The organism is Chryseobacterium tongliaonense (assembly GCF_041224435.1).
Classification (GTDB): Bacteria; Bacteroidota; Bacteroidia; order Flavobacteriales; family Weeksellaceae; genus Chryseobacterium; species Chryseobacterium tongliaoense.
In genome coordinates this window covers 17,154-29,697 of sequence record NZ_JBGFFD010000009.1, presented here as the reverse complement: position 1 = coordinate 29,697, position 12,544 = coordinate 17,154, and the positions used below count along the sequence as shown (strand labels likewise).

The 12,544-nt window shown below is 37.6% G+C and carries 11 protein-coding genes; 5 read left to right on the top strand and 6 right to left on the bottom strand.

The features are described 5' to 3' along the window. Window positions 1-25: 25 nt before the first annotated feature. Entirely contained in the window at window positions 26-2,167 is a 2,142-nt protein-coding gene (locus AB8P06_RS17010) for a M3 family metallopeptidase (protein WP_369843442.1), read from the top strand. Between the two features lie 398 nt (window positions 2,168-2,565). Continuing rightward, window positions 2,566-2,943, top strand: coding sequence for a YchJ family protein (locus tag AB8P06_RS17005; protein ID WP_369843441.1), 378 nt, complete (start codon window positions 2,566-2,568; stop codon window positions 2,941-2,943). A 46-nt stretch (window positions 2,944-2,989) separates the two neighbouring features. Here the strand turns inward: AB8P06_RS17005 and AB8P06_RS17000 are convergent, their stop codons facing one another. The 4 genes from AB8P06_RS17000 to AB8P06_RS16985 form a co-directional block, all read right to left on the bottom strand. Continuing rightward, the gene (locus AB8P06_RS17000) at window positions 2,990-3,490 is read right to left on the bottom strand and encodes an FKBP-type peptidyl-prolyl cis-trans isomerase (protein WP_369843440.1); all 501 of its coding nucleotides are present in this window, start codon (window positions 3,488-3,490) and stop codon (window positions 2,990-2,992) included. Window positions 3,491-3,597: 107 nt separating this feature from the next. Continuing rightward, window positions 3,598-3,855: a VF530 family protein gene (locus AB8P06_RS16995; RefSeq protein WP_369843579.1), complete on the bottom strand. Its 258-nt coding sequence runs from the start codon at window positions 3,853-3,855 to the stop codon at window positions 3,598-3,600. 144 nt (window positions 3,856-3,999) lie between these two features. Then, window positions 4,000-5,025: an LLM class flavin-dependent oxidoreductase gene (locus AB8P06_RS16990; protein ID WP_369843439.1), complete on the bottom strand. Its 1,026-nt coding sequence runs from the start codon at window positions 5,023-5,025 to the stop codon at window positions 4,000-4,002. A gap of 162 nt (window positions 5,026-5,187) precedes the next feature. Further along, the gene (locus AB8P06_RS16985) at window positions 5,188-7,326 is read right to left on the bottom strand and encodes a S9 family peptidase (RefSeq protein WP_369843438.1); all 2,139 of its coding nucleotides are present in this window, start codon (window positions 7,324-7,326) and stop codon (window positions 5,188-5,190) included. Window positions 7,327-7,639: 313 nt separating this feature from the next. Here AB8P06_RS16985 and AB8P06_RS16980 point away from each other — a divergent pair, with 313 nt between their 5' ends. The 3 genes from AB8P06_RS16980 (at window position 7,640) to AB8P06_RS16970 (ending at window position 10,286) form a co-directional block, all read left to right on the top strand. Next, window positions 7,640-8,152: a YceI family protein gene (locus tag AB8P06_RS16980; RefSeq protein ID WP_369843437.1), complete on the top strand. Its 513-nt coding sequence runs from the start codon at window positions 7,640-7,642 to the stop codon at window positions 8,150-8,152. 78 nt (window positions 8,153-8,230) lie between these two features. Next, window positions 8,231-9,058, top strand: a complete 828-nt coding sequence (gene ygiD, locus AB8P06_RS16975) for a 4,5-DOPA-extradiol-dioxygenase (protein WP_369843436.1) — start codon at window positions 8,231-8,233, stop codon at window positions 9,056-9,058. Between the two features lie 58 nt (window positions 9,059-9,116). Then, window positions 9,117-10,286: a carboxypeptidase-like regulatory domain-containing protein gene (locus AB8P06_RS16970; protein WP_369843435.1), complete on the top strand. Its 1,170-nt coding sequence runs from the start codon at window positions 9,117-9,119 to the stop codon at window positions 10,284-10,286. 52 nt (window positions 10,287-10,338) lie between these two features. Here AB8P06_RS16970 and AB8P06_RS16965 read toward each other — a convergent pair whose 3' ends face one another. Beyond that, window positions 10,339-11,856, bottom strand: a complete 1,518-nt coding sequence (locus tag AB8P06_RS16965; RefSeq protein ID WP_369843434.1) for a S8 family peptidase — start codon at window positions 11,854-11,856, stop codon at window positions 10,339-10,341. A 122-nt stretch (window positions 11,857-11,978) separates the two neighbouring features. Next, window positions 11,979-12,431, bottom strand: a complete 453-nt coding sequence (locus AB8P06_RS16960; protein WP_369843433.1) for a GNAT family N-acetyltransferase — start codon at window positions 12,429-12,431, stop codon at window positions 11,979-11,981. Window positions 12,432-12,544: the final 113 nt, after the last annotated feature.

Below are 12,544 nucleotides of genomic sequence, written 5' to 3'. Positions count from 1 at the left end.
TTTATACTTTAATAACAACTAATTTATGAAAAATATTACATCGGTATTATTAATTTCTGCATTAGCACTTAATCAATCCTGTACTACAATGAAAAAAGCCGATACAAACATGGAAGTTCCTTCGCCCGATGCTTCCCTCTCATCAAACCCTTTCATGAAAAAAAGCAAGCTTCAATATGAAGCTCCGGAGTTTGATAAAATTAAAAACGAACACTTCAAACCCGCTTTTGATTTCGGCTTAAAACAACATGATGCCGAAATCTTAAGAATCGCTAATAATTCCGAAGCCCCTACTTTCGAAAATACAATCGTTGCCCTCGAAAAAAGTGGCGAAGTCCTGAAAAGAGCTACTATTATATTTTCAAATTTAACGAGCGCCAATACCAACCCTACTTTACAGGCATTAGATGAAGAATATGCTCCGATTTTCGCAGCTCATTCTGATAAGATGTATCTTAACGAAAATCTTTATAAAAGAATTAAATCCATTACTGAAAACGGACTGGATTCTGAAAGCAAAAGATTATTACAATATTACAAGCAAAACTTTGAAATTGCAGGAGCCAATCTGTCTGCAGCCGATAAAGAAAAATTAAAGCAAATTAACCAGGAATTGGCTTCACTTTCTACACAATATTCAAATAAATTATTGGAAGCCAGAAAGCAGGGTGGAGTTTTCTTTACCGATGCAAAAGAATTAGACGGACTTTCTGCCGATGAGATCGAAGCAGCTGCTGCAGACGCTAAAAATGCCGGAAAAGCAGGACAATATCTTTTAGCTTTACAAAATACCACTCAACAGCCTCTCCTGCAAAATCTTAAAAACAGGGCAACGCGGGAAAAATTATTTAAAGCATCCTGGTTAAGAGCTGAAAAAGGCGACGGAAATGATACCAGAGAAACGATTGAGAAGCTGGCAAAATTAAGACTTAAAAAAGCCCAGGTTCTGGGTAAAAAAAGTTTTGCCGAATGGAAGCTGCAGGATCAGATGGCAAAAACGCCTCAAGCTGCAACCCAATTAATGAATCAGATTGCAACGCCAGCTGTAGAAACAGCAAAACAGGAGGCAAAAGATATCCAGGATCTGATTGACCAGCAGAAAGGAGGTTTCAAAGTAGAATCGTGGGACTGGAATTTCTATGCGGAACAGGTAAGAAAAGCTAAATTCGATTTGGATGAAAACCAGATCAAACCATATTTTGAAGTAACAACTGTTCTGGAAAAAGGCGTTTTCTATGCTGCTGAAAAGTTCTACGGAATCACTTTCAAAAAAAGAACGGATCTTCCAACTTACCATCCGGATGTAGTGGCATACGAAGTTTTCGATCATGATGGAAAGTCTATTGCCATCTATTATCTTGATTTTTATACAAGAGATTCTAAAAACGGTGGCGCATGGATGAGCAATTTTGTGGAGCAGTCTTATTTACTGGGAACAAAACCGGTTATTGTCAACTGTTTCAACTATCAGAAACCGGCTCCGGGAAAACCTTCATTAATCAGTTATGATGATGTTTCTACCATGTTCCACGAATTCGGACACTCTATTCACGGAATGTTTGCAAGCCAGAAATACCCTTCTCTTTCGGGAACCAATGTTCCGAGAGATTTTGTGGAATTCCCGTCTCAGATCAATGAACACTGGGCTTTGGATCCGGTAATCCTGAAAAATTATGCGCTTCACTATGAAACGAAGCAGCCTATTCCACAAGCTTTAGTAGATAAAATTAAAAAAGCGGGAACTTTCAATCAGGGATATATGACGACTGAACTGGTTTCTGCTGCAGAACTTGATATGGACTGGCATACAGTGACTAATGAAAGCCAGTTAATTCCGGTTTTAGAATTCGAAAAACAGTCTTTGGCGAAACATGGCTTTACATTGGCTACGGTACCACCGAGATATCATACTCCTTATTTTGCCCATATCTGGGGTGGTGGATATTCGGCAGGATATTACGCTTATTTATGGTCTGAAACTCTGGATAACGATGCATGGGAATGGATCAAAAATAACGGTGGATTAACCAGAGAAAATGGTGACCGCTTTAGAAAATACATTCTTTCCGTAGGAAATTCCGTAGATCTGAACCAGGCGTTCAGGGACTTTACAGGGCACGATCCGGATATTAAACCTTTATTGAGAAGCAGGGGTTTTATTAAGTAACAATACAGGAAAGCATTCGATTGAGTGCTTTCTTTTTTTTTGGTTTAAACACAAATATCACTAGACATTCCCAAATAACATAATTGTTTAATTTAAATTTTGTTGTATAACTAAGTGTTTGAATTTTTTGAACATTCTGTATATTGTTAATCTCAAAGGCGCAGAGTTTTCTAAAGGAATATATTAGTAAGGCGCAAGAAAATCAAAGATTCTCGGCAAATAACATATTTACAATTTTATCAAAGATAAAATCCTTGCGTCTTAAAAATAGAACGCATCAAATAATTTGCGTCTTTGCGATTAACAGATTTACTTGAACTTTATGGATAAAAATTTCAGCTTAAGTCAATGCGTTTCAAAAAACTTTCGCGATTTTTGTGGTTTAAAAAATATCAGAAATGAACTGTCCCTGCTGCTCCGGAAAATCTTATGAAGAATGCTGTAAACCTTATCATACAGGAGAAAGGCATGCCCCTACAGCTGAAACATTGATGCGCTCACGGTTTTCTGCATTTGCTATTCCAAACGGAGAATATCTAATGGAAACCACACTTCCCGGAAAGCGGAAACTTCACAACAAAAAAGATCTACAGGAATGGGGTGAAATCAATGAATGGACAAAACTGGAAATTATCAGAACCCCGGCTTTGAACCAGGTTGAATTTAAAGCTTATTATACGGATCAGGACGGAAACCCTCAAATTCACCATGAGTTTTCTATTTTCCAGAAAATGCATGAGCGATGGTACTATGTTTCAGGTGAGTTTTTAGATTAAATTCAAGTCATAAAAAAACGTCTGAAAAATCAGACGTTTATATTATTTAATGAGTATCGGCTCCGTCAATTCCGTGAGCGTGACCATGTGACAATTCCTCTTCTGTCGCAGGGCGTATATTTAAAATTTCCACCTGGAAATCTAAAACTTTCCCTGCCATTGGATGGCTAAGATCTGCCACCACAGCTTCAGACGTAGTTTCTACTACAAATGCCTGAAAATTATTTCCCTGATTATCAGTTAAAGGCAAAATAGCACCTACAGGCGGAATTCCTGATTCCTTAAACATATCAATCGGCAACTGCACAATAGAGTCAGGGTGTTTTTCACCATAGGCTTCTTCAGGCTGGATTGTAAAAGCTGCTTTATCACCGGCTTTTAAGCCTAAGATATTTTGTTCAAACTTTGGAATCATCATTCCCACACCATATAAAAATGTAAGTGGATTTGCGGCTGTCGTTTCTTCTACAAGAATCTTACTTCCGTCTTCTTCGATGGTATGAAGGATGTAGCTTACTGCTACAACATGATTGTTTTCAATTGTCATATTTTTTTCTTTTTTTCGTAATATTTTTCACGATTAACAGTACAAATATACTGTTTTTGGAAATGATTGACGGAGCTAGATGTAATTAAAGAAACTAAAAATAAATTCTATCCCCTGTTTCCGCGCCTTGTTTCGTTTCGTTTTATTTCTCTCTGTACAAAGAGATACAGGCTCTCCACTTTGGTTCTTGCCCAAGGTGTTTTCCTTAAAAACTTCAGGGAAGAACTGATGCTCGGGTTATCTGTAAAACATTTGATATTGATCTGTTCTCCGAGCTTCTCAAAACCCTGATAATATTCTACTAATTCTTCAAGAATAGCATCAAGCCTTTTTCCGTGTAAGGGATCTTTGGATGGTTGTTGCATCATTTTGTAAAAGTAAGAATAAAGAACTAATAATTTTCATTTTGTTCAGAAGCAGGATTTTCATTCTGTATTTTGTTAAATCGCCACTTCGTGGCTCCTCTCACATAAAAAACTCCCCTGAAAAATTTCAAGAGAGCTTTCATTTTACAATGCCTGGATTGTTGGTTTCACTTTTTCACCGAACAATTCAATTGATTTCATCATGATATCATGGGAAGGATCCCCGACATCCATATGGCCGATAAATCTTGTAATTCCGAAGATTTCTTTCATGTATGTAATTTTCTCAGTCACTTCCTGCGGGTTTCCGATAAATAATGCTCCGTCTTTACCTCTTCCGCCTTCATACTGCATTTTGGTGTAAGGAGCCCAGCCTCTGGAAGCACCGATTCTGTCCATCTGTGATTTATAATTGTGGAAGTATCCGTCAATCACTTCGGGATTATCGCTTACAAAAGTATGGGAATGAATCGCGATCTGCATTTCAGACATATCATGTCCCGCCTTCTGATATTCCTGTTTGTAGAATTCTATTAAATTTTTAAACTGAACGGGCATACCACCAATGATGGCAACCACTAAAGGCATTCCCAGTTTTGCAGCACTTAAAACGGATTGTGGAGTTCCTCCAACGGCCCTCCAAATCGCTAATTTCCCATCATTTTTTGCTCTCGGATATACGGTTTGATTCTGCATTGGTGCACGAAGCTGTCCCGACCAGGAAACATTTTCCTCTGAGTTTATTTTCAGCAATAATTCTAATTTTTCATCAAAAAGCTGCTCGTAGTCATTCAAAGAATATCCGTATAGTGGGAAGGATTCAATGAAGCTTCCACGGCCTACAAATATTTCGGCTCTTCCGTCTGAAATAAGATCCAGTGTTGAAAAGTCTTCATATACTTTTACAGGCTCTGAAGAACTTAAAACCGTAACTCCACTTGCGAGCTTTATATTTTTTGTAATACTTGCTGCTGCAGCCAATACCATTTCCGGTGATGAAACTGCATAATCCGGACGGTGATGCTCTCCCATGGCAAAAACATCAATTCCCACCTCATCCATCAGTTTTACCTGTTCAAGGATTTCGCGGATTTTAACTCCTGCGTCTTTATATTTTCCGGTGGCCTGATCGAAAGCCAGATCACCGAACATTCCAATTCCTAATTCCATATTGTTGATTTTATATAAGACAAAATTAGGGTAATCATTTACCAAAAACATTGATGAATGATAAGAACGGATTCTGTCAAAAATACCAATCCCCATTCCTTAGAAAGTCATATAATATGCTGCTCTCAGGAACGGGGAAGATATCAATTGTTTTTATAAAGATTATTTCTTCAGATTCTGATCAAAATAATCAGTGATTTTCTGCATCAGATGTACCCTGTCTTTTCCGATTACGTTGTGCGGATGTCCAGGATAAACGAAATAGTCTAACTGAACTCCGTTATCTACTGCAGACTTGATGAATTTTATTGAATGCTGCCAAACCACTACATCATCCTGTGCCCCATGGATCATCAGTAATTTTCCTTTCAGATTCTGTACTTTATCCAATAAATTGGCGGTTGCATAACCCTGTGGATTCTCCTGTGGGGTATCCATATATCTTTCGCCGTACATGATCTCATACATTTTCCAGTCGATTACCGGGCCTCCTGCGACACCTACTTTAAATACTTCAGGATGACGAAGCATGAAACTCGTCGTCATAAATCCACCAAAGCTCCATCCGTGAATACCCATTTTTTCGGCATCTACATACGGAAGCGATTTCAGATAATCCACGCCTTTCATCTGGTCGTTCATTTCGGTTGTTCCTAAATTTCTGAAAACAGCCTGCTCAAATTTCATTCCGCGGTTAGAAGAACCTCTTCCGTCCATTGTGAAAATAATATATCCGTTTTGAGCCATATATTCGTACCAAAGGTTTCCGGAAGCCGGGAAAGTATTGGTCACCAACTGTAAGTGCGGTCCGTTATATAAGTAAACAATAACAGGATATTTTTTGTTCGGATCAAAATTCGTCGGAAGGATGATTTTCCCGTATAATGGGGTTCCGTCATCAGCTTTAAGGTTTACATTTTTAATTTCCGGTCGCTGATAATTTTTCAATGGGTTTTCAGCGGTCAGGATATTGTTGTATTTTAAAGTATTGGTATTAATAATATTCGCTATTCTTGGTGTGTTGGCATTACTGTACATATCATACACATAATTCCCGTCACTGCTTAAAATTCCGGAGTGCATTCCTTCAGCATCATCCAACCGCTGCAATTTGAAATTTGTCCAGTTGATTTTATATAAATGTCTTTCCAAAGGAGTCTCTTTGGTTGAAGCGAAATAAATTTCTTTTTTCTTTTCGTTGAATCCCAGAATATCAGTTACCAGCCAGTCTCCTTTTGTAATCTGGGAAATTAATCCTTTCTCCAGGTTATAATGAAACAGGTGGTTGTATCCTGTTCTCTGGCTCTGCCAGATAAAATCAGTCGTCGAATTCGGGAAGAATACCAACGGATGCTGTGGTTCTACATATTTGCTGTCTGTTTCTTCAAATAAAGTTTTCACAAAGTTTCCTGTTGCTGCGTCGTACTGATTCATCTTTAAATGATTCTGTCCTCTGTTTAGAACACCAACAAAAATATATTTAGAATCCGGACTCCAGGTAATCGCCGTTAAATACTGATCTTTTTCACCTTCAATTTTTAAGAAAGCCGTTGATTGGTTTTTAATATTGTAGACTCCCAAAGTAACTTCATGGGATGTCTGCCCAGCCATCGGATATTTTATATTGTGGCTTACAGCAGGCGTTACAGACCAGTCAATCACCGGATAATCGGCAACCATGGTCTGATCCATTCTGTAGAAAGCTACATTTTCAGAATTAGGAGAAGGGAAGATTCCGGTATCAATTCCGAATTCATTTCTGTGAACTGCCTGTCCGCTGATGATATTTTCATCCGAATCATTCGTTACCGCTACAGATTTTCCGTCTTTGTTGATGTATAGATTATTTTTTATGGTATAGGCTAAAGTCTGGTTATCCCCGAAAATTTTTATGTTTGACGCATTTTCCTCCAATGCGGCTGACTTCTTTATTCTCCAGTCGTTCCCGGATTTCTCTACCCAGAACAGATGATCATTCGCATTAAAATAAGCCTGGGAATTGCTGATGAATTTCATCTGTGGCAAAGCATCCAGTTTTTTATCAGAAATATGTTTATTCAGCTGGCTTAAAGAAACCAAGGTATCCTGTTTATTGGTTTTCAGATCCGTGATCATATAACCGCCTTTTACTCCCTGGATATAAGATTTACCATCTGCAGACCATGAAAACTGGGCGATGTTCTTTACCGCTAAATTCGTTCTTAAGCCATTTACAGCCTCCGCCATCGTAAATTTTTGGGTCTGGGCAAAAACCGATCCGCCCAAAACCACCATCAATAAAGATAATCTATATAATTTCATTGTATAAAATTGAATCCATCAAAAATAAGAAATAAAACTTAATCGTTAAGAAATGTTAAAATAAAAACATTCATAAAATGATATTGTGTATTTTCTTAACTTAATGTCAGGTTTTGGTTGACAGTTTAGAGTTTAGCTGAGAGAGCATATAGCCTTTTTTAGTATAAAATCTCATATCACTCTTAACATCTTAACATAAAACTTATTTTAAAGCATTTAAGATTTAGTTTCATTTCTTATCCTAAATCAATGACTCATACTTAAGTCTTGTCCTACATTTGCATCATTAATAACAAACAAAAAATAAAATACAATGGCAACAAAATGGAATTTAGACCCGGCACATAGTGAAATTACTTTTAAAGTAAAACACATGATGATTTCTAACATTAAAGGAAACTTTACCAACTTCAATGCAGAAATCGAAGCTGATGACGATACTTTTGCTAATGCTAAAACTACAGCTACCATTCAGACTGATTCTATCTCGACTCATAATACAGACAGAGATAATCATTTAAAGTCTGCTGAATTTTTCAATGCTGAACAAAACCCTACGATTACTTTCGAATCTGTTGCATTAAACGGAACAGTGACCGGAAATCTTACGATCAACGGAATTACAAAGCCGGTAACACTTGATGTAGATTTTAACGGAATCAACGTTGACCCATGGGGAAATACTAAAGCAGGTTTCTCTTTTGAAGGAAAAATCAACAGAAAAGATTTCGGACTGAACTGGAATGCCGCTCTTGAAGCAGGTGGTGTGATGGTAAGCGATGATGTAAAATTAGGCGGAGAATTGCAGTTTGTAAAACAGGCATAGTTTTCATTTTAAACATATCAGAGGGTTCAGGGATTTTTCTAAAACCTTGAACCTTTTTTCTTTTTTAACCCTCACATTATGAACCTCAACGATCTACAAAACATCAGTGACCATTTTCAAAATACTCAAAGAATGCCGGTTCTGTTTCTGGGACACGGTTCGCCGATGAATGCTATTGAAGAAAATCAATTTGTACAGGGATTCAGAAAGGCTGCTACCGAAATCCCGAAACCGAATGCTATTCTGTGTATTTCCGCGCACTGGTACACACAGGGAACTTTTGTTACTGCGATGGATATGCCGAGAACCATTCATGATTTCGGTGGTTTTCCAAAGGCTTTATTTGATGTGCAGTATCCTGCTCCCGGAAGCCCCGAACTGGCTAAAGAAACCGCAGAACTTTTGGCACCGATACCGGTAGAAGAAGATCATAACTGGGGTTTGGATCATGGTGCATGGTCGGTAATCAAACATATGTATCCTGATGCGGATATTCCTGTGATTCAGTTGAGTATTGATTATACAAAACCTCCGCAATATCATTATGAATTAGCCGGAAAATTAAATAAGCTCCGTGAAAAGGGTATTTTAATTATAGGAAGCGGAAATATTGTGCATAATTTAAGACTGATCGACTGGAGAAATATCAATACAGTCGGCGCCGGATGGGACTGGGCCATTGAAGCCCGCGAGAAAACAAACAACTGGCTCGTTGACGGTAATTTCCAGCCTATTATTGATTACCAGAAACAAGGAACATTCCTGCAGTATGCCGTTCCGACCCCGGATCATTATTTGCCTTTACTTTATACGTTAGGATTAAAAGATAAGTCTGAAAATCTTCATCTTTTTAACGATGAATTAATAGGCGGATCTTTAAGTATGACCAGCGTTAGGATAGGTTAGATCAGGTATTTTTTTAATCGCTTTTTTTATCACTATAAATTTAGTAATATTGTTTACCATGAAAAAAACGATATTACTATTTTTATTTATTTTCCCTTTATACGGAATATTTTCGCAGACGATAAAAGGTAGAATCGTCAATGATATAGACCAGCCCTTATCTAATGTCAGCATTTATTTAGACGGCACAAAAAAAGCAACCACCTCCAAAGAAGACGGAAGCTTCACTCTTGATTTATCTGCCGGTACTCTGGGCAATATTGTTTTTCAAAAAGATCATTATGAAACTTTTTCAACAGACATTTCTGAGGTCCTGAATAAAACACTAAAAGTGGTTTTAATTAAAGCCAACACGATTGAAGAGGTTAAAATTATTCCTTATACTGAAGAGGCTTACAAAAACTACATCAATTATTTCCTTGATACTTTTATCGGATATGATAAGAAAAATGTGAGAATTAAAAATCAAAGATCCTTAAAATTCTCCTATGATAAGAAGAATAAGCTTCTCAGGGTAAAAGCACCGACTCCTTTAATTATTGAAAATAAAAATCTCGGATATGAAATACAGTACAACCTCATCAGCTATACTGTAAATTTTGATCTGAATATGACCAATTATACGGGTACCAGCTTTTTTAAAGAGATTAAAAATACCGATCAGGTGAAACTTAACCGGATGAATGCTTATGAAGGCAGTTTGTTACATTTTTTCAGGAGCGTTTACAGCAGTGAAGTGAGTAAGGAAGGCTTTATTGTTAACAAAATCGTCAAGGTCCCCAATCCTAATTATCCTACGGAAGAGGAATTCAACAGGCTTAAGGTTTTTACAGAAATGATTAAAAATTCAAGAGATGTAAAAATTCCTGAAGATATTGGTGATATTATCCGCAGAAAAAACAGGGAAAAGCCTTACGGACTGGCTCTTACTAAAGCTAAGATTCCGGAATCGGATTATTCTGGTAAGACCGGAGATCAGGTTTTCTTCAGCTTTAAAGACATGCTGCAGGTCAATTATATGAAATATTTCTATGAGCTTAAAAACAGGCAGTTTGTAAAAAGTACGGTACCTGTTGCATTATCATCTTATCTGCATCCTGAAGGTGAAACTTTTGAAGTTTCTAAAGACGGTAATATCTCAAACCCGGATCTGCTCATCAACGAAGGAGATTTCACAAAAAATAAAATTGAGAATATGCTTCCTCTTGATTATCAGTTGGGAGACTGATGAGATTTCTGTGTTAAGCTATTACCGTCTTTTAAATATCTTTTTTAATTATTTATTGAACAGCATTTAAGACATTGATATTTCCGTATCCGTAACTGGCATCAGGATTTGGGTAATAACTGGCTGACTGTCTCATTTTATTGAGCACCTGATCTCTTGTCCATGAAGGATTCTTAGACCATACTAAAGCAGCAATTCCTGCTGTAGATGCAGTGGCTACTGAAGAACCGCCCACATATTTGGTTTGTCCGTTATAATAACTCAGAACCGGAACTGAATTTCCTGAAGCCCTTTCCATCTGGTAGGTAAAATCTATTTCGCTTCCTGAATGGCAAACATCACATTTCTGGTTTGAGGTACCTTCTTTCACTCCAGTTACAGCTTGTGTTTCAGGCATCCATGCAGGGAAAATAACGCCTACAAAATTGGTGAAGCTTGTGGAAGTTCCACCCGCACAGAAAATCAGTTTTCCTTTAGAATACGCATAACGTACTCCATCTTCAATTTTTCCTACAGAAAAAATATGACCCATTGACATTGAGATAATTTTCACAGCGGTATTGTTGGCAAGCTCTGTAAAAGCTATTTTCACGCCGTTTTGTTCATGATAACCGTCCAGTACAACATTCGTAGCGGCACGGTAGGCAATCAGATTGGCATTATAGGCAACTCCAACCGGCAATCCCTGGTTATTTCTGGGTGCAGCCATAGTAGAAGCCATACTCGTTCCATGCCCGCACTGGTCGTTTGGTCCGTCGAAACCTGTGCTCCACGGCCATACGGAATCTACATGTACTCCGACTTTACTGATCGTTCTTCCTGATGAAGCTCCATTATTAAAACTGCTTCCCAATAAAGTCTGTTCCGGCGAAACTCCCGTATCAATAAGCCCGATGGTAATTCCGGCTCCGGTACTGTAATTCCATGCACTGGTAATATTATGTTTATAGAAAGACCACGGCGCTTTTGCATTGGGCGTTACGGTAGTATAATCTGCAGAGCTTAAAGCTTCTGAATCAAATCCGCATCCTGAAGAACCGCTACTGCTTGATTTGGCCGTACCACTGGTATTTAAAGCAGCTTCATTTTTGAAATACTGATAATCGGCAGGTTCCAGATAGCGTAAGGTTTTCAGGCGGCGCAAAGCGATTATGGTTTCCTGTTTCTCAATGTTCACATCAATCTGGTTGAGATACTGGTCTGCACTCAGTAAAATTCTTCCTTTTTCCTTGCCTTCATATTGCTGAATAATAGAAAGAATTTCATCCTGGATTTTCCCGTTATCCGGAGACAGACTACGGTCAAAATCTTTTTCTGATGTTCCGAAACCGATGGAAGCAACTTTATTTCCCCGGAAAACAGCACTCCAGAGGAAATGATCAGTCGATTGGCTCCATTTAAACGATCCTTTGGTTTTGATAGACTGGTTGATTCCGGCATTGATTTCTTTAGCTGTTAAAGGATCTCTCTGATTCACTTCGATATCAGTTGCATCGTTTTGAATCCCTTCTCTGTTACACGAAACTACAGCAAAAAACAGGAGTAAAAAGTAAAATACATTTTTTCTCATAATATTATAATTTTGGTTTGGTATTACAATTATAACACTTTAACGTGAAATAGAATCCGAAAAAAATTAATTTAGTATTATAAGAATATTAATTTATTCCACTGAATATGAGAGCTTATTAATCAAGATTGTATTAACTTTTCAAAACAAACACTGTTTTCTACCCCGATATACTGACCGTAATTGGAAATTTTTCCGTAACCGCATTTTTCATATAATGCAATTGCTTCAGGTTGTTTGATCCCTGTTTCCAAAATACATTTTGTATAACCTTCTTCTCTTGCCCAGGTTTCCAGGTCGTTCAATATTTTTGAAGCCAGTCCTTTACCTCTGCTTTCAGGGTGGGTATACATTCTTTTGATTTCCACGGTATCTTCAGAAAACGGTTTAAATGCCCCACAGGCAACTGCCTTATCTTCCTGATAAGCCACCACACAGTTTTTAAGCATATCTATAGCATTGAACTGATGATAAAAGGCATGATCTTCCCCATCACGCACCGCCAGATCCGTATCAAGAAATTTTACAAGATCCTGAAAATCTTTGTCTGAAGAATCGATTCGTTTTATAGCCATTTCTCTTTTTTAATGTAAATATAAGGGAATATTCAAAGATTTGAAATGCATTGAAAGATTTAAAAATTGGGATAAGGCAAGCCCTTATTTAACGAAAAAAGCTTCCTAAAAAG

Excerpts from the sequence above, each read along its gene's own strand:
- AB8P06_RS17010 (WP_369843442.1), top strand. The coding sequence starts at position 26 with ATGAAAAATATTACATCGGTATTATTAATTTCTGCATTAGCACTTAAT.
- AB8P06_RS17005 (WP_369843441.1), top strand. The coding sequence starts at position 2,566 with ATGAACTGTCCCTGCTGCTCCGGAAAATCTTATGAAGAATGCTGTAAA.
- AB8P06_RS17000 (WP_369843440.1), bottom strand. The coding sequence starts at position 3,490 with ATGACAATTGAAAACAATCATGTTGTAGCAGTAAGCTACATCCTTCAT.
- AB8P06_RS16995 (WP_369843579.1), bottom strand. The coding sequence starts at position 3,855 with ATGCAACAACCATCCAAAGATCCCTTACACGGAAAAAGGCTTGATGCT.
- AB8P06_RS16990 (WP_369843439.1), bottom strand. The coding sequence starts at position 5,025 with ATGGAATTAGGAATTGGAATGTTCGGTGATCTGGCTTTCGATCAGGCC.
- AB8P06_RS16985 (WP_369843438.1), bottom strand. The coding sequence starts at position 7,326 with ATGAAATTATATAGATTATCTTTATTGATGGTGGTTTTGGGCGGATCG.
- AB8P06_RS16980 (WP_369843437.1), top strand. The coding sequence starts at position 7,640 with ATGGCAACAAAATGGAATTTAGACCCGGCACATAGTGAAATTACTTTT.
- ygiD (WP_369843436.1), top strand. The coding sequence starts at position 8,231 with ATGAACCTCAACGATCTACAAAACATCAGTGACCATTTTCAAAATACT.
- AB8P06_RS16970 (WP_369843435.1), top strand. The coding sequence starts at position 9,117 with ATGAAAAAAACGATATTACTATTTTTATTTATTTTCCCTTTATACGGA.
- AB8P06_RS16965 (WP_369843434.1), bottom strand. The coding sequence starts at position 11,856 with ATGAGAAAAAATGTATTTTACTTTTTACTCCTGTTTTTTGCTGTAGTT.
- AB8P06_RS16960 (WP_369843433.1), bottom strand. The coding sequence starts at position 12,431 with ATGGCTATAAAACGAATCGATTCTTCAGACAAAGATTTTCAGGATCTT.